Raw genomic sequence first — 24,419 nt, forward strand, 5'->3', positions numbered from 1 at the left:
TCATCGGTCAGCTGGTCGGTGCATTTGTTAACATTTATTGTCGCAATTATTGTGTCAATACTGCTGGGATAATCGCGCTAGCAGCCTATCCATGGCGCGGTAACCTAAGGCTTGGGCTAAGTGACGCCTTTCGGTATTGGGAGCTTGTTCGAGGTCAGCAATGGTGCGGGCAACCCTTTGTATACGGTGGAAACTGCGCACGGAGAGCCCGAGTTTGACCACGCTTTGTTCTAGAAAAATCAGATCGGCCTCGCTTAAGCCACTGAACTGTTTTAGCTGTTTACCCGTAAGTTCGCTATTGAGCACTCCAGCCCTCGCGAGCTGAATATCCCGGGCGCGCTTGACGCGTTTGGCGACCTCTTGGCTGGTTTCGCTCGGCGCCGTGGCTTGGGTGAGGGTGCCAGCGGGCAGTTTTGGTACCTCTATGGTGAGGTCGAATCTATCGAGGAAGGGGCCCGACAATCTTGCAAGGTAGCGCTGCACTTGATCTGGGGTAGCGCGGTTATGGGAATCTATATCGCCGCTGGGGCTAGGGTTCATGGCGGCGATCAATTGGAAGCGGCTTAAAAAGGTGAGTTTAGCGGCGGCGCGGGAAATCACAACTTCGCCCGTTTCCATAGGTTCCCGTAGACAGTCGAGCACTTTACGTGGAAATTCAGCCACCTCATCTAAAAATAATACGCCGCGATGGGCGAGGGATATTTCACCTGGCTTAGGTATGCTGCCACCGCCAACGAGGGAGATGGATGAACTTGTATGGTGAGGCGCCCTAAAGGGGCGTTTTAAAAAATGTTGCGGCTTGATATCGAGGCCGGCAACTGAGTGAATGGCAGCAACTTCTAAGGCTTCTTCATAACTTAAGCTGGGGAGCAGTGCCATCATGCGGCTCGCCAGCATGGTTTTGCCGGTTCCCGGTGGGCCTAACATCAGCAAGTTATGGTTGCCCGCGGCGGCAATCTCCAGTGCTTGCTTTGCCTGATATTGGCCTATCACATCGCTTAGGCAATGCTCTGACTCTGGCGCTGTTTCGCTCACCCATTCAAGGTGGCTATCGAGTTCTGGCAGTGGTGCTTGGCCGAGCAAAAAGGCAGCAAGACTCTGTAAATGCGAGCCAAAAAATACCCTGTGATAGCCGACTAACTCGGCATCGTGGCGATTTTCTAGCGGTAAAATCAAAGTGTTGTCTTGACGCTTGGCCGCAATAATCGCCGGCAGCAAGCCTTGGCAGTAACGTATGTGCCCTGATAGGGCTAATTCACCTACAAACTCGGTATTTTTGAGGCTGTTAGTGGGTATTTGCTCCGAGGCCGCGAGTATACCTATGGCAATGGGTAAGTCGTAACGACCCCCTTGCTTCGGGAGGTCGGCTGGCGCGAGGTTGACGGTTATTCTGCGCATCGGGAATTCAAACCCCGCATTGATCAGTGCGCTGCGGACTCGCTCGCGCGCTTCTTTGACCGAGGCTTCGGGTAATCCCACTAGGTTAAATGCGGGTAGGCCATTGCTGAGGTGCACTTCAACCGTGACTTCGGGGGCTTCGACCCCACAGCTGGCTCGGGTATTGACGCAGGCAATCGCCATAAACAAATCCTTTTGTAGAGATATAGCGCAGAATTTGAGTGTAGCAGCAATTGTGGCGGTGGCTTTGCTATCAGTACGTTATTCTTGCTTCAGCAATAGGTTATCCGTGTTTACCTTAGCGCTGGCGAGCATAATGACTTTTAGGGCTGATTTTTATGTAAGTTTTTTGCCGCATACATGCGCTTATCGGCCAGTTCCAGCAGTTGATCGGGTTCCATACCATCCTGTGGCAATACAATCGCGCCAATACTGACTTGTAACTGGTAGTTGCGGCCTTCAAATGTTAATGGTGACGCCATGGCCGCTTCGATACGCTGGAGCGCCGTTGTGACTGCCTCTGGATTTTCTTGCGGCGTTAGAATGACCCCAAATTCATCCCCGCCGAGTCGAGCCGCGAGATCTGTGTCGCGGGTTGTCTGTTGCAGGCGCTTAGCAAACTCTAACAACACGGCATCTCCGGCGCGGTGGCCATGCGTATCATTGATCTGTTTCAGCCCGTCCATATCCATCATCAACAGGCCTGTGGGGAGTTGTTCTCGCTTCGCCCGGGCGATCGCATTGTGCAGCCTATCCATAAATAATGCCCGGTTGGCAAGGCCCGTCATGCAGTCGTGGGTGGCTTTGAAAAACAAATTATCGCTATCGTATTTAACCGAAAAATACATGGCGGCAGCCACGGCTTCCGAGAGCATATTCAGCAGTGTGATATCCGGTTGTTGAAACTTACCGACATGCCGCGATACGGCTTTAAGCACACCAACTGTGGCACCTTGGTATGTTAGGGGCATGACCAGCATAGAGCGTAAACCGACTTTATTACAGGCGGCGAGATCGACTCGGGTGTCTGTTGCCGCATCGATACAAGTGAGTACTTCTCCCGTTTTAATGCATAAACCAGACAAACTAGCGTCAACCTTTAGTCGTAGGCCAAGCTGAGGTGCGGCTATGCCCGAAGCCGCCCGGTACACCATGTCGCCCTCTTCGGCTAACTCAATCGCGGCGCCATCGGCATCGATCAAGGGCAGTGTTTGCTCCACAACATATTGCATTACCCCGCCTAAATCGAGCCCTAGTTTGGCTATTTCAGTTTGAATATTAATTACTTGCAGCAGTTGCTCGCGTGATGGCATGCATTAATTCCGAATAATTGATTTTTGTCGCTTAATGGAAAAAGCAGATAGAAATCCCCATTGTCACGCTGAAGTGTAATACGTAAGTTGCAGTGGTTGGTAATCTCTGTTGCATTGGATTATATGCTGGGCACATTATTGCTGCGCTTCTTTCTCGTCCCACTCTAGCTTAATGCACATGACTTCGACCAGATTTGCACAGAAAATCTCGACTAGACGAGGGTCAAACTGTGTGCCTGAGCCGCGGCGAATTTCAGCCACTGCGTCATCAATTGGCCAGGGCTCCTTATAGGGCCGTTTTGTTGTCAATGCATCAAATACATCCGTCAGCGCAACGATTCGACCCGATTCGGGAATCGCCTCGCCAACTAGGCCATTGGGATAACCCGTGCCGTCCCAACGTTCATGGTGGGTTAGGGCGACTTCTGCCGCCAGCTCAAATAGTGGTGAATGGCCACGGCGCAGGATTTCATAACCAATTTGTGCGTGGCTTTGCATAATCTGCCACTCCTGTGGAGTTAGTCGCCGCGGGGCTTTAAGGATTTGATCAGGAATGCCTATCTTGCCCGTATCGTGCATGGGGGCGGCCAGTTCCATCCGTTCGACCGCGGCTTCATCCCAGCCGGCTGCCTTGGCTAAAAAGGCGCTATAGGCGGCCATACGCCAGATATGTTGGCCCGTGTCGGTATCGTTGTAATGTCCGGCCATCCCCAGCATATAGATGGATTCGCGCTGACTGCTTTCCAGCTCCCGTGCACGTACTAATGACAGGTGGGTCTGTACGCGCCTATGAACCAACGGGCCGCAGATGGGCTTTTGGATGTAGTCGACGGCCCCGACATCGAAACCACGGGCTTCATCTTCCATTTCGGCCATTGCCGTAATAAAAATAACTGGGGCATGTGAGGTCAGTGGATTTTGCTTTAAGCGTTGGCACACTTGATAGCCATCCATGCCCGGCATCATGATATCGAGTAGCACGAGATCTGGCCTATGCTTCTCTGCTATTGTTAATGCCGTTTCGCCATCGGTGGCAAAGTAAAGTTGATAACTGTGGCGCAATACCTGCCGTAATACCTGTAAATTATTGGGTTCGTCATCGACAATCAGGATTTTTTTCATTGTGTTAGCTCCAGGCGTTCGGTTAACTGCCGCATATGTTCTCTGATGCCAGCAAAATCAAAAGCGTGTAATGCGCGCCACAGAGGTGACAACTGCTCTGCCGGTATCTGCGCCGCTAAACTGTTTAGCAAAGGTTCTACTACGTCTGGATTTACCTGTTCTAGCGCTTGCTCCAGTGCGATAAATAGCGCAATCACGGCATCGCGATCAAACTGTTCGGCCATTGGCGGTGATGTGACGACGCGGGATTCTGCTAACCTTGCGATGGCCGCCGATGCCTGAGCCATCGCCTGTTCTAGCTCTGCGACTAGCGGTTCATCGAGAGCTGATAACTCACTGTCTGGCTCCTGCATGAGTTTGACCTCCTCGCCCAGTAACACCGCCAATTTAGTGACTTGACTAAGGTACAAATTGCCGGCGGCGCCCTTCAGGGTATGCAGTAAACGATGTGCTGCGGCAAGGTCTGGCGGGGTTAAGGCAAAGGCTGAGCGTAATTTATCGACCGCATCACCCTGTAATTCGGCAAACAGGATCAATGAATCGCAATAGGCGCGTGGGTCGACCCAAACGCAGAGGGCTTTGCCGGTATCGGCAACTTGGCTTAGCCATTCAAGCTCCGATGATTCAGTGGTATCCAGTGTCGGCTGGAGCTTAAAGTCCTCCACCACTTGGCCAGCAGAATCAGGGACAAGTTCTTCCATTGCCCGCAATAAGCTTTCAAATTCAATCGGTTTAGGTTCGACCCGATCCATGCCTGCATTGATGCAGCGATCATGGTCCTCCCGCATCACGCTGGCCGTCAGGGCAATAATGGGGACGGCCGCGAGCCCTTTATCCTGTTCATATTGGCGAATGGCGATGGTGGCCTCCAGCCCATCCATCTCTGGCATCATCACGTCCATCAACACTAAGTCAATGCCGCCACGCTGCACTAAGGCCAGTGCTTCGCGGCCATTCTTGGCCCACTCCACGCTGTGCCCCTGTTTTGTCAGGCGCAATATTGCTAACGATGCATTGGTTTCAATATCCTCTGCCAGCAGAATATTAAATACCCTAGGTGAATGGTAATCATCGCCGAGGGATTCGACTTCGTTCTGGCAGCGTTGCTCTGGGGCCGCCGCGGGTAGATAGGCGGTAAAATGAAAGGTTGAACCTTGTTGCCAGACACTTTCTGCCCAGATGTTGCCCTGCATTTGCTCAACCAACTGTTTGCTGATGGTCGTCCCTAAACCCGTACCCCCAAAATGGCGGGTAGTGCTGGCATCGGCCTGGGTGAAGGCATCAAATACCTTAGCCAACTGGCTCTCTGTCATACCAATACCGGTATCGGTAATGGCATAATGCAAGAAGTTCTCCTGCGTATCTGGTTGAATATGCAGTGATATATTGCCATGGCGAGTGAATTTAATCGCATTGCCTAGCAGGTTAAGTAAAATTTGCCGCAGGCGCGTTGGGTCGCCCACCACCCTGACAGGCACATTGGCGGCAATCGAACAACTGAAGGTTAATCCCTTCTCGGCTACCTGATGTTCTATGGTACGTTCCAGATCGCGCAGGACATTCGGTAAATTGAATGGGATTTGCTCTAGCACAAACTTCTGACTTTCCAACTTCGACACATCGAGAATGTCATTGATAATGCCCAGCAGTGCCCGCGACGAGCGTAGAATAATTTTGACATGATCTCGGGTGACTGCACTTATGGCTTCGTCCTGCAGCACCACCTCAGCAAAACCAATAATGGAATTCATGGGTGTGCGGATTTCATGGCTCATATTGGCGAGAAAGGCCGATTTAGCGCGGGCCCCTGCTTCGGCATCTTCTTTAGCCTGCAGTAGTTCGGCCGTTGCACTGGCCACCATTTCGGCCAGCCGATCACGATGTTGCAGTAATTCCGCCTCTGAGGCTTTACGCTCTGTGATATCGACGATAATGCCGACAAACATAGGTGCACCAGCCACATCCATCTGTCCGACCGACAAATGCATGGGAAACGTATCGCCATTTTTTTTACGCCCGACGACCTCGCGTCCTGTACCGATAATGTGTGGACTGCCATTGTGCAGATAACGGGACAGGTAACCATCGTGTTCCGACTGGTAGGGCTCTGGCATGAGCATTTTTACATTTTTACCCAGCACCTCCTCCCTGTGATAACCAAATAGCTGCTCCGCCGCCGGATTAAAGGACGCTATGCTGCCCTTGGCATCAATGGTGATAATAGGGTTGATGGCGGTATCTAGGATTGCCCGTGTGGTTTCTAGACTCTTGGCCAGATTGGACTCGGTATTTTTTTGCTCAGTAAGTTCAACGATCGAGCCGATAAAAATCCGTTCGCTGCCAAAGTGCACTTCGTTTACCGCTAACCAGATGGGGAATTTGTCCCCATTGCTATGTAGGCCGACGACTTCTCGACCCATGCCAATTACCCTAGGTGCGCCTTCGCGTAGGTAACGTGCCAGATATTCATCATGTTCACCCGTGTAGGGCATTGGCATCAGCGTTGAGACGTTTTTACCTAGCAGATCTGCTTCACGGTAGCCAAAAATTCGTTCGGAGACGGCATCAAAGGATCGGATAAGGCCGTATTCATCTATGGCAATGATGCCCACTGCACTAATACTTGAACGGGTAGTCAATTTCAATTTTCCCTCCATTGGAATAGTGTCATCGGGTACAAGTGTAGTGCATTTAGGTTAGTGCAAATGGAAATTGGTAAATAAATAATATCTAATCAATTGACTGCTAATAAATGGTTTTAATGCGTAGCTTTGGATTGGGTACTGAGGTGGCCCTAGGTTTAACTCTTCTGCCGTTCTTCACCTCAGTGGGTTAGTCAAGGGGCAACAGCAGCTGATCATATTGACCATTCTGCTTCATCCTCAACAAAACCTGGTCAAACTGAGGTATCAATTGGGCATGTTTATTGTGGAGTATGTGGTAGACACTAAAAGTGGCAATCGATAGGCGTTCGACGCCGACACTGTAAACCGGAGAGTTTGGAAATGCTGTGCCCATGAGCGCAATATCTATGCGTTTCCGCTCTAGCATTTGCGCTAATTGCTCGTGTGTGGTCACCGCAATCGTGTTGTTTGGGGCACTTTTCACAAAGTCTTCGGCGACACTCATGCCGATCACATAGCCGATGCGATATTGCTGCAGATCATCCGGGTTGTTTAGCTGGATATCGGCATCTTTGCGGACCATAGCCACGAGTCTTACCGTGAGTAAAGGCTCCTGGGAATAGGTCAAATTAGGGTAACTGACGGCAATATCGGGGATCCGCCCGACTTCAGCATCGTAGCCACCTTGATCGACGAGTTGCATCGCCCGAGCCGAGGGAAGGGTTTCAAACGTAACTTGAAATCCCAGCTGGGCATAGATGGCCTGCAGTAACGGGAAAAAACGTTCATCTCCCTCTTGCCCGGCAATCTGTAACTTCCCATCGGCAAGAACAGACAAGGCTGTGATAGTTAACAATATTCCACTTATTTTTTGCAGTAATGACAAGTTAACCCTGTGCCGCATAATCCCTCGCTTAGCCAAACTTTCACGCTTTACTGAGCATAATACTAGTTCGTAATCTAGAGCTGCGTGGGCCAATTTCTGCCAGGGTGACTTGCTTGATGGCTTGGCTTAATTGTCTGAGTTCTGCGAGGGCGCGGCATACAACCCCCCTTGTTCAATGCTTAACCAAAGTACAGTCGGAGGTTAATTGAAGCGCCATTAAGGATGGATGTCTCAGTTTTCCTTCCATGATTAAGGTTGGATGTGTCTTCGTTTTCCCCTGTTTTTCCAAGTGGCCGGATTGCTGATGGAGGATCAAATCGGCCAGCACGGTATTAGGCGGTGGCAAATAGTTGATAGAAATGATAAAAAGCAAACATTGGAGTCGTGAGGTAAATATGGATATGTTGTTAGCAGAAAATTCCCCCATCCGTCAGCAACAGTTAGAGCAAAAGCTGGCGCAGTTTAAAGACCCAAACCTTGCCCACACACTATCGGCGTTTATTCGCAGTAGTGTCGATCTCTATCCCTGTGCAATTGAAGACTATACCCAGTTAGGCAATAGCCGGTTGGGTGGTTTACCGGATTTGCCCGTGGGAATGGCTTATCCTGTCACTCTGGTCGGACGGGAGGCGATGCTTGATGGCTATGTTGAGAGCTTTGGCCATACCCGCGAGTTTATTAATGAGCATTGGCGTGAGGACTGGCAGGACTATTGGGAGACAGATGAGGCGCATCTTTGGGACTGGGACGAGGCAGCGCAAGCCTTCCGTGTGCCCATGCAATTTATCGCACAGCTCAATTGTAGTGAACTGAAGGCGTTACAATCCTACTTGCCCCGAGAGGGGCGATTGTTGTTCTTTTTGGAGCGCTGGCGATTCTCGGAAATGCTTCGCGGCCATGTTTATTATGTCGCTGAAGATCAGCAACTGAACTCTGGGAAAGCGATTGCCGAACTTAAGTTCGACGATGCTGTATGTGCAAACTATGAGTATGAGGCGGCTTATCAACTGCAAGGGATTGCCAGCATTAAGATGATAGCCCCTGACATGATTAATAGTGACAACCCGCATTTAGTAAAGTTAGCCAAGGCACGTTTACAAGCGCTACCTGAACCGCAACAAGCTATGGTGTTGGAGGCCATAGAGGTTGTGGATGATGAATTAGCTCCAGAGTGGCAAGATCAGCTCAAGGGCTATGAGCTGATACAATTGAATGAGCACGGGTTAATCCCCGGTCAGATTCTCACTCAATCGCAATGGGCTAATACCGAGTGGCAGTCATCCAACTTCCGGGCATTGCTCGTCCCCGAGCAGCCGCTGCCGTATTACGATGGTATCGCCAGCATTAATGGCCATGGAGATAGTCGCTATAAAGCCCCCGAGCTCCACGCTGCGGCTGAATTAGGCGGCAATGCCGAAGATTATCTGGTGCTGTTCAAAGTCGTCTATAGTGAGCACTCGATGCAGTTGAATTTTATTATCCACCAAGCGGATTTAGCGCTAGGCAAATTCGACCGTATTTACTGCATATATGATTATTAGTTCATCGAAAGGTTGGCTATAGCCAGCCTTTCTGTCTGGCGATACGCGCCGCATCTATTCGGTTGCTGGCATTGAGTTTGGCGATGGCTTCCGATAGATAATTGCGCACTGTACCTTCGGCAATAAACAGGGTTTCGGCAATCTCTGCGGTGGATTTTCCTTCACTGGCAAGGCGTAGGGCGCGGCGTTCTTTATCGTTGAGGGGATCGATATCGCCTATGGCCATCATGGCAAGCTCAGGATCTATCACCCGTTTTCCCGCAATAACTTGCTGAATCGCATTGACTAAGGTTTCCGAGGGCGCATCCTTTAGCAGAAAGCCACCGACGCCAGCTTCAATGGCGCGTTTGATATAACCTGCGCGGCCAAAGGTAGTGATCACTACCACTTTAGTGTGGCTTTGTTGATCTTTGAGCCAAGCGGCGAGTTCTAGGCCGGTGCGTCCCGGCATTTCTATATCCGTGAGTAGTAGATCAAAGCTCTGCTGTTTGAGTAAAGTTAGGGCCTCATCGCCATCACTGGCTTGGGTGATAGTAAATCCCCCCGCGAGGGTTAACAGGGCTGCGAGCGCGCCACGGACCATGGCTTGGTCTTCAGCCAGTAAAATCTTCATTAAGTTGCTTCTCCCTGCAGAGGTAAACTGACGCTAAAGGCGTATCCTTGGTCGAGATTGTAATTCAAGCTGCCGCCTAGGCTGTCTAAGCGTTCGCGGATCCCTGTGAGTCCATTGCCTTCGACCAAGGGTTTAGCCGTCGCATTGTCTTTGACTTCAACCAGTAGCTGGTCGGCTTGTTTATCAAAGGCAATATAACATTCACTGGCACCGCTATGGCGGAGAATGTTATTCACCAGTTCGGTGAGGATCAAGCCCAGTTGGCTCTCCATTCTGGTGGGCAGTTTAGGGATCTCACCATGGAGTTCGACACATAATCCTTTATCCCTTAAGGATTTACACAGCTGGGTGACGCAAGTCTCTAACCCTTTGTGCTTGTAGTCTGAGACTGTATGACGAATTTGACTCAGGCTCTCCCTTGCGATTTGCCCGAGCTCAATAAGTTGAGTCGAGGCGAGTTCATATTCTTGTTTTGCGATGAGTTTTTCGGCTAACTCGGCCTTAAGGGCAATGGAGGATAAGCTGTGGCCCATGATGTCGTGTAGATCCCGTGCTATACGCTCCCGTTCGAGCATAGTGGCTAAGGTGCTAATTTCTTGGGCACTCTGTTGAGCTTTTAACTTATGTTGATAGCGCTTGCGTTCGGCCAGCCCTAACATGCCGACACCGAGCACCAGTGCCGAGCCGTAAAGGGGGAAATAGAAATTTCCAAAGTTACACACCTCATTTAAGCCAAATAACAAACCCACTAGGCCGAGCAGGAAGAATATGCTGGATTTGAGTGGGTAAAAGAAACCAATAAAAAAGCCCGCAAAGGTGAACAGTGAGATAGAGCCTGGGTTGATGGGGGTGATGGCGGCTCCGATGAGCACCATCACCAGAATCGGTTTATAGGCGCTGCGATAATTGCATTTATAGGCCCAAAAGTAACTGGCGATAAAGGGAATAAGCACGGCTAAGCTTAAGGCAATTTTCCATAAAGGATAGGGGCTTAGAAACAAAGGGATAAGATAAAATGCTAAATTTATCAGATATATCCATGCGAGTTTTCGCTCAATCTGAAGGGGTGTGCTCGTCATAGCGCCTCTGTGAAGCTGTACTGGTTGTTGGATTATCTGCTTCGATTTATTTCACCTAGGGATTGGCGCCGTGTTCAGCGCCTAGATCCCCGTTTGCTAATATGGCTATTTTGCACTTAATTGCTGATTTTGTTGAAGCAAAAATTTAGCCCAACCGTAATCCGCTTGTACTTTTAGCGCCTGCTGCCAATCTTCAATCGCGCCTTGATTATCGCCAAGCTCCTGTTTCGCGAGTCCTCGCCAGGTATAGGCTTCGGCCTCACCCCAGCAGATGTTATCGCAGGGACCGGCGAATCTTTCTATTGCTGTGCTAGCCAAGGTTTTCGCATTTTGCATGCTGCCGCCAAAGAGGGCGGGAGTATTATAGGCGGCAATGGCTTTGACGAGGGCGACTCTTGGATTTTGTGGCTCTAGCTGTTCTGCACTAGCAATAGCCTTGGCGGATTTAAAACCTAACACGGCGCCTTTAGTGGTGTCTAAGGCGATTTGCATTCCATAGACGGAGGACAAAAGCGCTAGGGATTCGGCATTCGCTTGGCTGTCCTGTAATGCTTCCAGTGTGGCTTGGGCCGCCGTCAGTGCGCTACCTGCAAGGGACTTTTGCCCCATCACATTGGCACTGATGGCGAGACGATAGTTGGCATAGGCTTGATCATAGTCTTGGGTGCTGGCACTCAATTGCTGCAATTTAGCGATATTCATCGAATTGGCGGCGGCATCAATGTGGGTGATATTGGGATTAGATACAGCAGCCAGTGCGGGCGCCGCGATTAAAGTCAGACTAGAGATGAGGAGTAATGCTTTCATGGTATTTCCTTATTGAGTCAGTTTCCCATTGCTTGGGTACAGACTCATTATCAGCAATGCCATAGGTGAAATGCAGGCACAAAGGTCATCAATTAGGCATGACAAATGTCACCGGTTGAATGGATCCTAAGGCCAGATAGCAAAACACCGGAATAGCTCCGGTGTTTTGTGTATTAGTCCTGATCTTTATCCCAAAGCTTGTGTGCTCGCTTGGCTGACTAAGTAACTCATATAGCCTAAATAGCTGAGTAACAATACCGCGCCCCTGCGACGGCCTATCTGATAACCAGACCAAGCGAAGGGTAAAACGACTACGGTCAGTGCAAGCATAACGATAAAATCTAGGGGTTGGAAACCTAGCCCTGATACTGGATGCACTATCGCAGTCACGCCCAGAATACCTAATATATTGAACACATTGGAACCAACAATATTACCGATAGCAATATCGCTCTGGCCTTTGAAAGCTGCAATAACTGAGGTCACTAATTCCGGCATACTCGTGCCAATCGCAACAATGGTTAGGCCGATAATCACTTCGCTCACACCGAAGGTTTTCGCTAAATCGACGGCACCATTCACAAATAGAATCCCGCCACCGACAAGCATACTAATACCGACAGCGATGAAGAGCATAGAGAGCAAGGGGTTTTTAGGGCCTTCTTCGATAACTTCGCCATCTTCATCCGTAGTGTTTTTGGAACTGATATAGCTAAACGCTAAGTAACCCACCAGTAGCGATAACAGCACAGCGCCATCGATTAGGCTGAGTTCGCCATCGAGCAATAAGCCCCAGAACAACATAGAGGCCAAGATCATCAAGGGTATATCACGTTTTACCATTTGAGACTGCACTTCGATAGGACGGATCAGTGCGGTAATCGCTAGGATCAAACCTATGTTGGCGATGTTTGAACCAATCACGTTACCTAGTGCTATGCCACTGTTGCCAGCTAGGGCAGATTTGACACTGACCGCCAATTCGGGAGCGCTAGTACCAAAGGCCACAATGGTTAAGCCGATAACGAGTGGAGTGATACCTAGGCGAAGGGCGATAGAGCTCGCGCCGCGAACCAATGCTTCTGCGCCTAAGGTTAAAATGATAAAACCGCCAATAATTGAAAGTGCAATTAGCATTTTTGGACTCTGTTAAACCTTGATTAAGTGAATAGGGATCGGGATGGACTATCCTAACCGACAGCTGCACATAATACGTGTTTTCGTCACAGTTTGACAGAATATGTCACAAAAAAGCACGCCGTTGAGCGTGCTGTTTTTTAATCTACTGTGAAATACACTATCCTACTGTTTTAGGTGAATTATTTCTTCTTTATTTCATCTTCCCAACAGACTTGGGCACCACGAATGCCATCAACGCGCTCACTAAAAGCCTTTTCAAGCACATGGCGTTTGATTTTTAAGGTGGGGGTTAGCACGTCATTTTCAATCGTCCAAGGATCGCTAACCACGACTATCGCATCCACATGTTCGTGGGACTCTAAGTGCGGGTTCACGCTATCTAATGTCGCCTTTAGCGAGGCGCGCACTTCTTCGCGGGCCTGTAGACTCGCGCCTTCGGATAATTGCACTAAAGCAACAGGATGGGGCAGGCCAGAACCAATCACACAAATCAGTTCCACATGGGGGTCCTGTGCCAATTTACGTTCGATAGGTACGGGGGCGACATATTTGCCCTTGGCGGTTTTGAAGTTGTCCTTCACTCGGCCGGTAATAGTCACGCAACCATCGGCATCGATAGCACACAAATCGCCAGTGTGGAAGAAACCATCGGCATCGAATGCCGCCGCCGTGGCTTCGGGTTGCAGATAATAGGCCGTCATCAAGCCTGGGCTCTTAATCAATAGCTCGCCATCCTCACCCTGGCGGATATAGCAGTCCAGAACAGGTTTACCCACAGTGCCAATTTTACGGACATCGAAGGGGTAGTTGATGATGGAATAAGCGCAGTTTTCCGTCATGCCCCAAGCTTCACAAATATCCAGCCCAATGCTGTGATACCAGTGGATTAAAGAGGGCGGGATCGGCGCCGAGCCAGAGCCTAGTAAACGGCAATGGTTGAGTCCTAATCCTTTGTGGATTTTGTATTTAACTAGGCTGCTGATGAGTGGGATCTTCAGCAATAAATTGAGCTTACTGACGCCGATTTTATCGATAATGTTCTTCTGGAATAGGCTCCATAAGCGTGGCACCGAGAAAAAGACCGTTGGCTTAGCCCGCTGCACATCTAGGACGAAGGAGTCTAGATTCTCGACGAAGGCGACAGTGCTGCCCGAATAAAAAGATGAGCCTTCAATCGCGACCCGTTCGGTGATGTGGGCTAAGGGCAAATAGGACAGCAGGCGATCATCGCCATCGGTACGCAGATCCCGTACTACCGCCTGACAGGTCCAGCCATAGCTGGCGAAGGTCTGGATTGCACCTTTAGGTTGGCCCGTTGAACCCGAGGTATAGATAAGCGTCATCACTTGATCCGCCGTAGGCAGCGGCGCCTCAATCAAGGGATTACCCATATTCAGCAGTTGTTCCCATTGATATTGGGCTGGCATGGTGTCGTAGGGCATGGCAAGGCGCAGTAATTCGCCGCCAACGCCCGCTTCTTGATCGGCCCAGTGGTCGAGTTTACCAAGGAAAATCGCTTTAGCGCCGCTGTGTTGCAGCACATAGCGAATCGTATCTGGGTTGGCCGTTGGATAAATGGGCACGCTAATATAGCCGCCGTGCATCAGGGCGAGGTCGGTGATAAACCACTCGGCACAGTTTTTAGAGAGCACGGCAATTTTATCACCAGGTTCTAGGCCTAAGTGGCGTAGGGCTCCGGCGAGTTGTTGGACTTTTTCTTGTACTTCACCCCAAGTGAAATCGAGGTATTGGCCCTTGATAGGTTGGCGTAAATAAATCTGATCCCCACGCGTCTTAGCCCAGTGCGCCAGCATTTCAATTGGCGTCTTAATCGCTGTATCCATTGGCAATTCCTTGTTCTTTATTGTTATTTTAACCCCATGACTATCGGTTCTCAGTATGGCGAGTTTTGTGGGGCCACGCAAATAGTTTGCGAGCTTGTAAAATCCTGAGTGGGAATACGCAGACTATAAGCTGAGTATGAAAATAAGATGAATAGAAAGGCAAGGGGAAGAATGTGGCGCAATAAAAAAGGCGCCTAAGCGCCTCTGATATCGGGTGAAGCTTACAGCTCCATCACGCCGTCCATTTCAACCTGCGAATCCTTCGGCAACTGCTTTACACCAATGGCGGCGCGGGCAGGATAGGGCTGGCTGAAGTAGCGGCTCATGATTTCATTCACTTTAGCGAAGTGGCTTAAATCGGTGAGGAAGATATTGAGCTTAACGATATCGTTGATCGAACCACCGGCAGCGGTACAAACGGCAGTTAAGTTTTCAAATACTTGTACAACCTGGGCCTCAAAATCATCGCTCACAATTTGCATAGTGCTTGGCACCAGCGGAATTTGGCCAGATAAATACACTGTATTGCCTACTTTAACGGCCTGTGAATAGGTGCCGATGGCCGCTGGGGCATTTTCGGTCGCTATGATAATTTTTTCTGCCATGACGCTCTCTCTAATATTGAATTAATTAACGATTACGGGACGTACGCAGCACTTCGGGAAGCACCCTAATGCGGCGCATCACGTTGGCTAAATGGATCCTATCTTTCACCGAAATACGCAGGTTAATCAGATACACGCGGCCATCGCGTTCCTCTGTGCTCAGGTTATGAATGTTCGAACCTTCGGCGGCAATGATCGAGGTGATCTTTGCCAGTGCGCCTTGGTGATTGACGATCTCCACCCGCAGATTGGCTTGGTATTCGACCCCATCAACATTATCCCACTGAACCGGAATGTACTTATCTGGCTCACCTTGGTAACCACGAATGTTGGCGCAGTTTTCCATGTGCACCACTAAGCCTTTACCTGGACTGACGTGGGCGATAACCGCATCGCCAGGAATAGGGCGACAACAGTTGGCAAAGGTGACTAGCATGCCTTCGGCGCCACGGATTGGCATCAAATGGGCATCGCGGCTCTCTTGATTTTCAAGGTTATCGCCAATCAAACGCTGGGCGATCACGATACTCATGGCATTGCCAAGACCAATATCGGCTAATAGCGAATTTAAATTGGCATGCTTAGTGTCGCGGACGACTTTTTCAATCTGTTCCGGCGCTATGCTATCGAGCTTGGTTTTACCCAGAGCATGGTTCAGCAGGCGACGACCGAGGGCGATCGCATCATCACCCTTAAGGCTCTTGAGCACTTGGCGAATTTTCGCGCGGGCTTTACCCGTGACCACAAAGTTAAGCCAGGCAGCATTGGGGCGCGCGCCTTTAGCGGTAATAATTTCAACGGTTTGGCCGGAGATTAACGGCTGGCTAAGCGGATACGCTTGGCGGTTAACGCGGGCGCCGACACAGGTATTACCCACGTCCGTATGCACTTCATAGGCAAAATCGACCGCGGTGGCGTTAACCGGTAATTCCAGAATGCGGCCCTCTGGGGTGAACACATAAATCTCTTCGGGGAAGAGCTCGGTCTTCACGTTCTCAACGAATTCGAAGGAGGTGCTGGCGCTCTGTTGTAATTCCAACAAGCTTTGCATCCACTTACGGGCACGCACTTGGGTCGTCGTGCCTTGGCCGGTTTGCGCACCGCCTTTGTAGGCCCAGTGTGCAGCCACCCCTTTGTCGGCCATCTGATCCATATCTTCGGTACGAATTTGGATCTCAACGGGTACGCCGTGTGGACCAAACAAAGAGGTATGGAGTGACTGATAGCCGTTGGCTTTCGGGATAGCGATATAATCTTTGAAACGACCGGGGCGAGGTTTGTAAAGGCCATGCATGGCGCCGAGTACGCGGTAGCAAGTGTCGATGGAATCGACTATCACCCGAAAGGCGTAGATATCCATCACTTCTTGGAATTGCAACTCTTTACTCTGCATCTTGTTATAAATGGAGTAGAGGTTTTTCTCGCGGCCTTTGACTTTACCGGGAATACCCGCATCGTTTAAGCGTGTATAAACCGCGGCTTCAATGCCTTGGATCAATTCTTTGCGATTGCCGCGGGCGGCTTTAACCACTTCTTTAAGCACCCGATAGCGCATCGGATAATAGGCTTGGAAACCTAAGTCTTCTAACTCGGTTTTGATATTGTGGATACCGAGACGGTTAGCGATAGGAGCGTAGATTTCTAGGGTTTCGCGGGCGATACGGCGACGTTTGTCGGGGCGTAGGGCGCCTAAGGTGCGCATGTTGTGGGTTCTATCGGCAAGCTTGATGAGGATAACGCGGATATCCTGCGTCATCGCCATCATCATTTTGCGAAAGTTTTCCGCTTGCGCTTCTTTCTTGTCGCGAAATTTAAGCTTATCGAGTTTCGACACGCCTTCGACCAATTCTGCCACTGACTCACCGAATAATTCGGCTAAGTCATCCTTCGTGACATGGGTGTCTTCGATCGTATCGTGTAGCAGTGCTGCCATCAGCGTCTCATGGTCGAGGCGCATTTCGGCCAGGATGCGGGCAACCGCAACCGGATGAGTAATATAAGGTTCGCCGCTAGTGCGCATTTGCCCTTCATGGGCATCACGCGCAACTTGGTACGCCTGCTTGAGCAATTCTACCTGTTCAGGTTCTAAGTAACCGGAAGCAGACTCCTTTAGACCTTCAAACAGATACAAGTGGCAGCTCTCCTTTTACCTAAACAGGTTTACTCAATAACGCTTATAGTGAACGACCTTCAGCAATCGCTGCAACCGCTGCAATTTCAGCGGCTTCACGTTCACGCACGGTTTGACGCTCATCGGCATCTAAGGTGTGAGCGTTAACTAAACCTAGTTCGATTTCACGCAGGGCGATAACCGTGGGTTTGTCGTTCATCTCTTCAACCATAGGGTCTTTACCCTGCACGGCGATTTGGCGAGCACGACGCGCCGCAACCAGGATCATATCAAAACGGTTGCCGATTTGTTCTACGGCGTCTTCTACAGTTACGCGAGCCATGTGTTGAAACTCCAGTTTATCTAGGGAAAAAATGACGCAAAATTGTACACTAAGGCAGTTAGCCTGCCAACAGATCGTTAAGCATATCATTTTGCGCGTGGATCTGACTAGCTCCCGTTAAGCGTTGACTGCGAATGATGGCACGCAGATCGGCGAGGGCAGTGTCAAAATCGTCGTTGACGATAATAAAATCATATTCTTTAAAGTGCGACATTTCCGATACGGCTTGGGCCATACGGCTGGCGATCACGTCTTGGCTATCTTGGCCGCGGCCGGTCAGGCGGCGTTCTAACTCTGCCTTGGATGGCGGCAGAATAAATACCCCAACCGCCTCTGGCATCACAGCTTTGACTTGCTTTGCACCTTGCCAGTCGATATCGAGGAATACATCGATACCTTGGGTGAGGGTATGCTCAATCACATGGCGTGAAGTGCCATAGTAATTGCCGAAGACTTCGGCCCATTCAAAAAAGGCATTTTCAGCAATTAGTGCTTTAAATTGTTCAACATTAACAAAGTGATAGTGTTGTCCATCGACTTCGCCTGGGCGCGGCGCTCGGGTGGTATGGGATACCGAAACCTGCATATCGGCGGGCTTATCTTTAAGCAGTGCCGAGATCAGCGAGGATTTACCAGCACCACTGGGTGCCGACACAATAAATAAATTTCCGCGTGCGGTCATGAGCTAAATATCCAGTTTGTTAACGCAAGAAGGGCCCAGAAAGCCGAGCATTATACAGATTTTGACCTTAAAAACGCTAGGGCTTGTTGCCCGGCAATTGCAGTCTATTTACTATTTCATGGGCATTTTTGCCTGACTAAGGTCGTAGACACTGACAATTGCGGCTAAATTCGTTACGCTCGTGTCCATACGACGACTGATAGTCGTATTTGCGCTTGGATTATTCAACTATAAAGGAAGGGTCGTGCTGTTAAAATCTCTTTTCTGCCTTCATGGGCGTGATTCCCGTCCCCGTTTTGCCGCTATTAGTGTGGGCGTTTATGTCTGCATTTCCCTTGCTGTTGCAGGGTTTGGGGCGAATTTCTTAATGTATTTATTGGCGCTATTAGGTTTGCCATTACTGGCATTAACTAGCCTGCGCCGTTTAATGGATGCCAATAAGCCTAAGTTTTTAGCGGCTTTATTAGTATTGCCTCTTCCTGTGTATCTTGCGCTATTAATTGTTGGTGCGCCGCCTTTCATTGCGGTTTTGGGTTTAGTGTTAGCCGCTGGGGCAACCTTTTGGGGCACGCGTTTACCCTCGCCAACCATAGTGGATTATCGTTTTGGCTATTACGGCCCAGCGTTAGATTCGCCCACTTCCCAGGCGATACCCCGTCGCCGTGTAGAGCCGGTGCTGGCCCCTAAAACCGCTGCGCCGGCGCCAACCTCTGCTCAAACCGAGCCTACGGGCGCGCCCACATTGGCAGCGGTGGATTTGGAGGCGCTGCGTCAAGATGAATTGCGTTTTGATGAATTAACCAGAATGACCCAAAATCCGGCGGATTTTGTGGTGCAGGATGCCATTATTGAGGCTCAGGCAGATTTTCGTCCCGCACATCAAGGCCGCGTGGAACAAACACATATTGAAGTAATTAATGTGGATCTCGCGCAGGTGGATTTACAGCACGGCAATTCACGACACGCTCCTTTAGATCCCGCCGAACTCAATGATGAGCCCGTGTGGCGTTTCGACCCCGATGATGAGCTCCATAGTGCTAATCAGGCCGAGGACGCTGAAGAAATGCGCCGTCGCCGCGCCGAGGATAAAGATTCGGGTTCTATGACGGAGTTACTCCGTGGCTTAATCGAGTTTCTTTCGCCCTATCGCCGTTACTTAGTGTTGCCTAAGTTCCCTATGCCGAACCGCCGCTATTGGCGCCCCGCGGCAATAGGTTTAGGTGGACTGGCATTGGTGGCTTTAGTGTGGGGACTATGGCCAAGTAGTGATCAACAGGCGCAGGAACAAGTGGTCAGTGCGATTCCCGCAGCCCCTATCGCAAGCGATAGAGTGACATTGGAGATGCCCGATGGTTTTTCCGTCGCCTTAGAGGGTGATGTATTGATCATGCGTTGGTTGGGCGAGCAGGGTAAAGCGCAAAATATTTGGTCATTAGCCACGGCGCAGGGGGATAAGACCTGCCGCGCCTTAGTGTTTAATAATGGCACTGAGTATCGCCCTATGACGGTTGATTTGAAGGCGGATTCAGCTACCGAAGCGCGGTTTTCACCTCTGGATAGCGCAGGTATCATAGTTGACCTTGCCCGCCGCGGCAGCATTGGCCTATGCGGTTACAAGTTTAGCTTAAAGGGTAGCCAAGCGATTTTGGAACAAAATCGTACATTTGCTGATTATTTAGCCCAATAATGGCGCCGATACTCTAGTCACAATCGGAGGGGTAGATTACACTTTTGCTCCTCTTTTTCTCAAACCGTACTTTAGGTTGTTTAGGTCGCGCGTTTTGGGGAAACACCTTTAAATTTGAACTGAATATATCAACCCAACATGAATACTGAATTGACCTTAGTCATTATGGCGGCGGGGCTAGGTAGCCGTTTCGGTGGCGATAAGCAATTAGCCGCCCTCGGCCCCGCGGGTGAGCCCATGTTGGTATTGTCGATCATGTCCGCGATCCGCAGTGGATTTAAGTGTGCGGTATTAGTGATCCGTCCTGAGTTAGCGCTTGAATTAACTGGGATATTGACGCGGTTTTTGCCCGCCGATTTTGAGTACCATTTTTGCTATCAAAACATCAATGATTTGCCCGAGGCCGCGCAGTTGCCGGATTATAGCCACAGGCTTAAACCTTGGGGCACGGCCCATGCGCTATGGTGTGCCCGCGATTGGGTAAAAGGCCCGATGGCGGTGATCAATGCCGATGACTTTTACGGTGACAGTGCTTTTGTCTCCCTAGCCAAAGGCTTAACCGCCAGACCCAATGATTGGATGATGGTGGCTTATCCTATCGAGCTGACGTTATCTGAACATGGCGGGGTCAATCGTGGATTGTGCCAGGTTGAGCTGGGGCAACTGCGCTCTGTGGTCGAATGGTTAAATATTCAAGCGCAGGATAATGGTTTTGTCGGCGAAGGCCCTAGGGGATTGGCAAAACTTTCGCCACAGTCTTTGGTGTCAATGACGTGCTGGGGCTTCTCCCCAAGTATTTTTGATGTTATTAAACAGGAATTAACGGCATTTATAGGCCAGCAGGGCAAACTGCCTAAATCTGAATGTTACTTGCCCGCCATAGTACAGGCGGGAATTGAGCAAGGTTTGCCTGTATATGTCGATGTTGCCTCTGAGCCTTGGCTCGGCGTGACTTATCCGCAGGACACTGTCTGGGTAAAACAGAAATTAACGGAGTTATTGAGTGATTAAACTCATCAGGCAGTCAGTGTTGCCTCATTTTGGAATTGAAGCCACAGAGGCAAAAATCTCAGCGTTAGGTAATGGTCATATTAACGACACTTTGTTAGTGCGTTGGCCTGCAGGCGAATTAGTGCTGCAACGTATTAATACCCAAGTGTTTAAGACGCCTAGGGCTCTAGTCAGCAATGCCGATAAAATTAGCCATCATTTATGCGCTAAGTCGTTGCAGCAGCAATACGGGCTTAAAGTCGTCAGCCCTTGCCTAACCCAAGAGGGTGAATTAGCCATTGATTTAGGCGAGCAGGGCTTTTGGCGTGCCATTAGTTATTTACCCCATAGTTTAAGCATTGAGGTGGTTAAATCCGCAGAGCAGGCGGAAATGGCGGCCAAGGCCTTTGGACATTTTGCCTCGGCCTTGAGTGATTTTGATGCGACAGAGCTTGAAGATGTGATCCCTCAATTTCACCATCTACCGGGACGCATGACCTTGCTAAAGCAGGCCGCTGAACTCGATAGTCAACATCGCTTAGCGCTCTGCCGTCATTGGGTCGATTATGCGTTATCCCAGCAGGCTTTGCTGGATGAGTTAGCGGAAATATCGCCAAAGCTGCCGCTACGAATTTGCCATAACGACACCAAAATCAACAACATGCTTTTCGATAAGCGCGATATGTCCAGCATGGCGATTATCGATTTAGATACTTGCATGAAGGGTCATCTGATGTATGACTTTGGCGATATGGTGCGTACTTTCTGCTCGCCAGAGGAAGAAGATTCTACGGCCTTGGATAAAGTCCAAGTGCGCCAAGATATTTTCGCCGCGATTTGCCGTGGCTACTTGAGCGAGTTGGGGGACGTCTTAACGGAAGACGAAAAACGCAGTCTGTGGCTCGGCGCGCGGGTGATTTGCCTGATGATAGGTGTGCGTTTTTTAACGGATTATTTGAACGGTGATGTGTATTTCCATATCCACCGTGAAGGCCATAATCTAGACCGCGCGGCCAACCAGTTCACCCTGTACCAGAGCCTGCTCGATCAAGAGGTTGAACTTAAAGCCAATTTTTAACTAGTGCTGGGTGATCTCAGCGCGTGAATATAGGTGTTTTGGTATGGACTCCACTGCGACACCAGCAGCATCAACTTATTCGCGGCGTAGCGAACGCAATTTGTGGTTAAGATGTACTCTGCGCCGCTCGCAACAGGAGGCCGTTGCCTCGTCTATGATGACGGCAACCAGCGATAACTTTTTTAATGCCTATGCCATTTTTCTCGGCGCTAGCCTAGCGCAAATGGGCTTTGTCACTGGATTACCACAGCTTTTTGGCGCACTCTCCCAACTCTTATCCGTTTGGCTCGCCAGCCATTTTTCCCGCCGCACTTTTATTGTGTTTTGCGCGACCTTTCAAGCCGGGATTGTGTTGGCTATGGGTGCCCTCGCGGCATTGCGGCCAGAACACGGCGTGTGGATCTTTATTGGTTTAGCGGTTTGTTATCATGGGTTTATCAATTTAATTCAACCCCATTGGCGGGCGTGGATGGGCTCTATAGTGCCCGAACGCCGCCGCGGTGCGTTTTTTGCCGCGCGCACTCGGCTCACCATGGGTGCATCCTTAAGTGTGTTTTTTGTTGGTGGCGGTATTCTGACCTTTACCGATTCGATGCAGATGGCGTGGCTGGGTTTTACCTTGCTGTTTTCAATTGCCGCCATGGGGCGCTTTGTCTCCGCCTGGTTACTGCTGCAGATGCACGATCCCGATCCCCGCGAGCCGAAACAGCGCGGGGTATTTGTCCAGACCTTAGGCAATTTTCGCGGCGCATGGAAGGATAAAACCTTTCGCCAGTACAGCTTGTTTGTGGCCAGTATGCAGGCAATGGTCGCCATCTCGGCGCCGTTTTTCGCTGTGTATATGCTGGAAGACCTGCACTTTAGCTACATCGAATTTGTGCTCGCGAGCGTGGCCTCGATAGCGACTCAGTTTGTGACGTTAAAGTTTTGGGGGCGATTTAGCGATCAATTCGGTAATCGTTTGGTGATGATTATTACCAGTTGCATGATCCCAAGCTTGCCGTTGTTATGGCTGTTTTCCGATAACTATGGGTATATTTTGGCCATCCAAGCATTCTCTGGCCTCGCTTGGAGTGGCTTTACCTTAAGTACCGCCAACTACCTTTATGATATTCGTCCCTTTCGCAGTGACTTTGCCACTTACGCTGCGCTGCAGGCGTCACTCAGTGCGGGATTGGTGTTTGTGGGGGCTATGGTCGGAGGCACTATTGCCTCCCATGCGGCGGATTTTTTGATTTGGTCCGGCTGGGATAGTTGGCTCACAAGCCCGATTTTTGTGGTTTTTCTGGTATCGACCCTAATGCGAACCTTAGTGACCCTATGGTTTATTCCGCGCTCGGTCGAACCTAAGGTAAGACCAAGGCCACAACTGCTTAAATTAGTCTTCCGTATTCGTGGCTTTAATGCGATCTCCGGCGTGAGTCTCGACTGGTTGACTGTGGTTAAGCGCAGGAAAAATAATGATTAATCTAGCTAGAATCTAGAATCTAGAATCGAGATTTTATAATCAAAGAACTTACGCTTGTCTGGGCCAGATGCATTGGCGCTGATCTTATTGGGATGTTTATATTCATCCCAACTGGCCACATTGCGGCCAATATTGAGCCTTGGAAAACTTAAATCCGTCAGCGGATGATGGGCCTCAACTGATGTTGCATCCCTTGGCTGCGCCATAAATTGCAACAGCTGACTCAATGCGCCTTGCTGGCTAACATCGATACTCAAGAAGTTATTTCGCCTAGCAAAGTAAGTAAACACTTCCCTTTGATGACGCTGATAACAGCCAATAAGATGTTGTTCATTCTGCGGGTCTTGAACTTCTCCCACGCCGAAGCAATGGCGAAAACTGCGCTTCATAATAGGATGAAAACGGCCTGTCTTATCATCTAAATGTGGCAGCATGCGACTGAGTAACATCTGCATCGATGGCACCCAAGAGTCTAGCTCGCGGTCAAGATAAACAAACTTGGCTCCGGGGAATAACTCATCTAACTGCTTGAAATCGCTAAAACAAGGCGCATCAGAAATGGCATCTGCCTGCATAAAGGCGGCTTTGGTAAAGGCCATATGCGCCACTTTTAAGCCTTGCTCTAATAGCGCCACACTCACGCTTGTCGTCCCTGTTCTAGGCAAGCCTATGATAATAAGCTTATTTTTTTGCTCGGCTGCCACGGAGCCATGCTTGGTTGCACTTGACTTGATTTCGCTTGGCTTGATTGAACTTAGCCCGATTGCACTTGGGTTGATTGAACTTGGCCCGATTGCACTCGGCTCAGTCGAATCGCACTGTGGCAGATTGGGTTGCACATCACTGCCATCGTTATGCGCCTGAGAATGGGGATAGGTGGCAATATTTGCGTTATCAGGCATGGATTGGGCTCAGCATATTCTTGTCAGCGTGGTCGTCGCGATTGGTGTGTAAATTGGGTTTCAATATGAGTGTTTATCAACACCGGCAGTATATCGCAGCACACTGGTTTTAGCAGCGCAAAGCTGTTGTCTGTGTGTCTGCATTGCTCTGTAGGAGCATATCAACAGCGCTAATCCCCTGTACTCT

At 49.9% G+C, this 24,419-nt stretch carries 20 protein-coding genes; 5 read left to right on the top strand and 15 right to left on the bottom strand.

The features are described from left to right. Positions 1–54: 54 nt before the first annotated feature. The 5 genes from JFT56_RS01615 to JFT56_RS01635 all read right to left on the bottom strand — a co-directional run bounded on the left by JFT56_RS01615 (position 55) and on the right by JFT56_RS01635 (position 7,313). Entirely contained in the window at positions 55–1,581 is a 1,527-nt protein-coding gene (locus JFT56_RS01615) for a YifB family Mg chelatase-like AAA ATPase (RefSeq protein ID WP_198782005.1), read from the bottom strand. A gap of 140 nt (positions 1,582–1,721) precedes the next feature. Beyond that, a complete protein-coding gene (locus tag JFT56_RS01620; RefSeq protein ID WP_198782006.1) occupies positions 1,722–2,711 on the bottom strand; it encodes a sensor domain-containing diguanylate cyclase in 990 nt (329 codons plus the stop codon). Between the two features lie 135 nt (positions 2,712–2,846). Then, positions 2,847–3,833, bottom strand: a complete 987-nt coding sequence (locus JFT56_RS01625; RefSeq protein ID WP_198782007.1) for a response regulator — start codon at positions 3,831–3,833, stop codon at positions 2,847–2,849. Next, positions 3,830–6,478, bottom strand: coding sequence for a PAS domain-containing hybrid sensor histidine kinase/response regulator (locus JFT56_RS01630; protein WP_198782008.1), 2,649 nt, complete (start codon positions 6,476–6,478; stop codon positions 3,830–3,832). Before JFT56_RS01630 ends, JFT56_RS01625 begins: the two co-directional genes overlap by 4 nt. A gap of 187 nt (positions 6,479–6,665) precedes the next feature. Continuing rightward, positions 6,666–7,313, bottom strand: a complete 648-nt coding sequence (locus JFT56_RS01635) for a substrate-binding periplasmic protein (protein WP_198782009.1) — start codon at positions 7,311–7,313, stop codon at positions 6,666–6,668. 425 nt (positions 7,314–7,738) lie between these two features. On the opposite strand from JFT56_RS01635, the gene JFT56_RS01640 reads away from it, so the two are divergent. Further along, positions 7,739–8,884 carry a DUF1963 domain-containing protein gene (locus tag JFT56_RS01640; RefSeq protein WP_198782010.1) on the top strand — a complete coding sequence of 382 codons (1,146 nt, stop codon included), beginning with the start codon at positions 7,739–7,741 and terminating at the stop codon, positions 8,882–8,884. A 16-nt stretch (positions 8,885–8,900) separates the two neighbouring features. Here JFT56_RS01640 and JFT56_RS01645 read toward each other — a convergent pair whose 3' ends face one another. The 9 genes from JFT56_RS01645 to gmk form a co-directional block, all read right to left on the bottom strand. Beyond that, entirely contained in the window at positions 8,901–9,497 is a 597-nt protein-coding gene (locus tag JFT56_RS01645) for a response regulator transcription factor (RefSeq protein ID WP_198782011.1), read from the bottom strand. Further along, positions 9,497–10,576 carry a sensor histidine kinase gene (locus JFT56_RS01650; RefSeq protein WP_198782012.1) on the bottom strand — a complete coding sequence of 360 codons (1,080 nt, stop codon included), beginning with the start codon at positions 10,574–10,576 and terminating at the stop codon, positions 9,497–9,499. The genes JFT56_RS01645 and JFT56_RS01650 overlap by 1 nt, the downstream gene beginning before the upstream one ends. 105 nt (positions 10,577–10,681) lie before the next feature. After that, positions 10,682–11,383, bottom strand: coding sequence for a hypothetical protein (locus tag JFT56_RS01655; RefSeq protein WP_198782013.1), 702 nt, complete (start codon positions 11,381–11,383; stop codon positions 10,682–10,684). A gap of 186 nt (positions 11,384–11,569) precedes the next feature. After that, positions 11,570–12,520, bottom strand: coding sequence for a calcium/sodium antiporter (locus JFT56_RS01660; RefSeq protein WP_198782014.1), 951 nt, complete (start codon positions 12,518–12,520; stop codon positions 11,570–11,572). Positions 12,521–12,702: 182 nt separating this feature from the next. Next, positions 12,703–14,367, bottom strand: a complete 1,665-nt coding sequence (locus JFT56_RS01665) for an AMP-binding protein (RefSeq protein ID WP_198782015.1) — start codon at positions 14,365–14,367, stop codon at positions 12,703–12,705. A gap of 221 nt (positions 14,368–14,588) precedes the next feature. Continuing rightward, complete coding sequence (locus JFT56_RS01670; protein ID WP_198782016.1) at positions 14,589–14,972, bottom strand: RidA family protein; 384 nt, start codon at positions 14,970–14,972, stop codon at positions 14,589–14,591. A 25-nt stretch (positions 14,973–14,997) separates the two neighbouring features. Next, the gene (spoT, locus tag JFT56_RS01675) at positions 14,998–17,103 is read right to left on the bottom strand and encodes a bifunctional GTP diphosphokinase/guanosine-3',5'-bis pyrophosphate 3'-pyrophosphohydrolase (protein ID WP_198782017.1); all 2,106 of its coding nucleotides are present in this window, start codon (positions 17,101–17,103) and stop codon (positions 14,998–15,000) included. A 43-nt stretch (positions 17,104–17,146) separates the two neighbouring features. Then, positions 17,147–17,425 carry a DNA-directed RNA polymerase subunit omega gene (gene rpoZ / locus JFT56_RS01680; RefSeq protein ID WP_007651394.1) on the bottom strand — a complete coding sequence of 93 codons (279 nt, stop codon included), beginning with the start codon at positions 17,423–17,425 and terminating at the stop codon, positions 17,147–17,149. A gap of 58 nt (positions 17,426–17,483) precedes the next feature. Further along, positions 17,484–18,107 carry a guanylate kinase gene (gmk, locus tag JFT56_RS01685; protein WP_198782018.1) on the bottom strand — a complete coding sequence of 208 codons (624 nt, stop codon included), beginning with the start codon at positions 18,105–18,107 and terminating at the stop codon, positions 17,484–17,486. 244 nt (positions 18,108–18,351) lie between these two features. Here gmk and JFT56_RS01690 point away from each other — a divergent pair, with 244 nt between their 5' ends. The 4 genes from JFT56_RS01690 (at position 18,352) to JFT56_RS01705 (ending at position 23,330) form a co-directional block, all read left to right on the top strand. Further along, positions 18,352–19,794, top strand: coding sequence for a hypothetical protein (locus tag JFT56_RS01690; RefSeq protein ID WP_198782019.1), 1,443 nt, complete (start codon positions 18,352–18,354; stop codon positions 19,792–19,794). Positions 19,795–19,932: 138 nt separating this feature from the next. Continuing rightward, positions 19,933–20,805: a nucleotidyltransferase family protein gene (locus JFT56_RS01695; protein ID WP_198782020.1), complete on the top strand. Its 873-nt coding sequence runs from the start codon at positions 19,933–19,935 to the stop codon at positions 20,803–20,805. After that, positions 20,798–21,862, top strand: coding sequence for a phosphotransferase enzyme family protein (locus tag JFT56_RS01700; protein ID WP_198782021.1), 1,065 nt, complete (start codon positions 20,798–20,800; stop codon positions 21,860–21,862). Before JFT56_RS01695 ends, JFT56_RS01700 begins: the two co-directional genes overlap by 8 nt. Positions 21,863–21,905: 43 nt before the next feature. Then, on the top strand, positions 21,906–23,330 hold the full coding sequence (locus JFT56_RS01705; protein WP_198782022.1) for an MFS transporter: 1,425 nt from the start codon (positions 21,906–21,908) through the stop codon (positions 23,328–23,330). A gap of 5 nt (positions 23,331–23,335) precedes the next feature. Here the strand turns inward: JFT56_RS01705 and JFT56_RS01710 are convergent, their stop codons facing one another. Continuing rightward, positions 23,336–24,232: a sulfotransferase family protein gene (locus JFT56_RS01710; protein ID WP_198782023.1), complete on the bottom strand. Its 897-nt coding sequence runs from the start codon at positions 24,230–24,232 to the stop codon at positions 23,336–23,338. Between the last annotated feature and the right edge of the window lie 187 nt (positions 24,233–24,419).

The organism is Shewanella putrefaciens, from assembly GCF_016406305.1.
GTDB lineage: Bacteria > Pseudomonadota > Gammaproteobacteria > Enterobacterales > Shewanellaceae > Shewanella > Shewanella putrefaciens_C.

Coding starts and splice junctions, on each gene's coding strand:
- JFT56_RS01615 (WP_198782005.1), bottom strand. CDS start 1,581: ATGGCGATTGCCTGCGTCAATACCCGAGCCAGCTGTGGGGTCGAAGCC.
- JFT56_RS01620 (WP_198782006.1), bottom strand. CDS start 2,711: ATGCCATCACGCGAGCAACTGCTGCAAGTAATTAATATTCAAACTGAA.
- JFT56_RS01625 (WP_198782007.1), bottom strand. CDS start 3,833: ATGAAAAAAATCCTGATTGTCGATGACGAACCCAATAATTTACAGGTA.
- JFT56_RS01640 (WP_198782010.1), top strand. CDS start 7,739: ATGGATATGTTGTTAGCAGAAAATTCCCCCATCCGTCAGCAACAGTTA.
- JFT56_RS01645 (WP_198782011.1), bottom strand. CDS start 9,497: ATGAAGATTTTACTGGCTGAAGACCAAGCCATGGTCCGTGGCGCGCTC.
- JFT56_RS01650 (WP_198782012.1), bottom strand. CDS start 10,576: ATGACGAGCACACCCCTTCAGATTGAGCGAAAACTCGCATGGATATAT.
- JFT56_RS01655 (WP_198782013.1), bottom strand. CDS start 11,383: ATGAAAGCATTACTCCTCATCTCTAGTCTGACTTTAATCGCGGCGCCC.
- JFT56_RS01660 (WP_198782014.1), bottom strand. CDS start 12,520: ATGCTAATTGCACTTTCAATTATTGGCGGTTTTATCATTTTAACCTTA.
- JFT56_RS01665 (WP_198782015.1), bottom strand. CDS start 14,367: ATGGATACAGCGATTAAGACGCCAATTGAAATGCTGGCGCACTGGGCT.
- JFT56_RS01670 (WP_198782016.1), bottom strand. CDS start 14,972: ATGGCAGAAAAAATTATCATAGCGACCGAAAATGCCCCAGCGGCCATC.
- rpoZ (WP_007651394.1), bottom strand. CDS start 17,425: ATGGCTCGCGTAACTGTAGAAGACGCCGTAGAACAAATCGGCAACCGT.
- gmk (WP_198782018.1), bottom strand. CDS start 18,107: ATGACCGCACGCGGAAATTTATTTATTGTGTCGGCACCCAGTGGTGCT.
- JFT56_RS01695 (WP_198782020.1), top strand. CDS start 19,933: ATGAATACTGAATTGACCTTAGTCATTATGGCGGCGGGGCTAGGTAGC.
- JFT56_RS01705 (WP_198782022.1), top strand. CDS start 21,906: ATGGACTCCACTGCGACACCAGCAGCATCAACTTATTCGCGGCGTAGC.
- JFT56_RS01710 (WP_198782023.1), bottom strand. CDS start 24,232: ATGCCTGATAACGCAAATATTGCCACCTATCCCCATTCTCAGGCGCAT.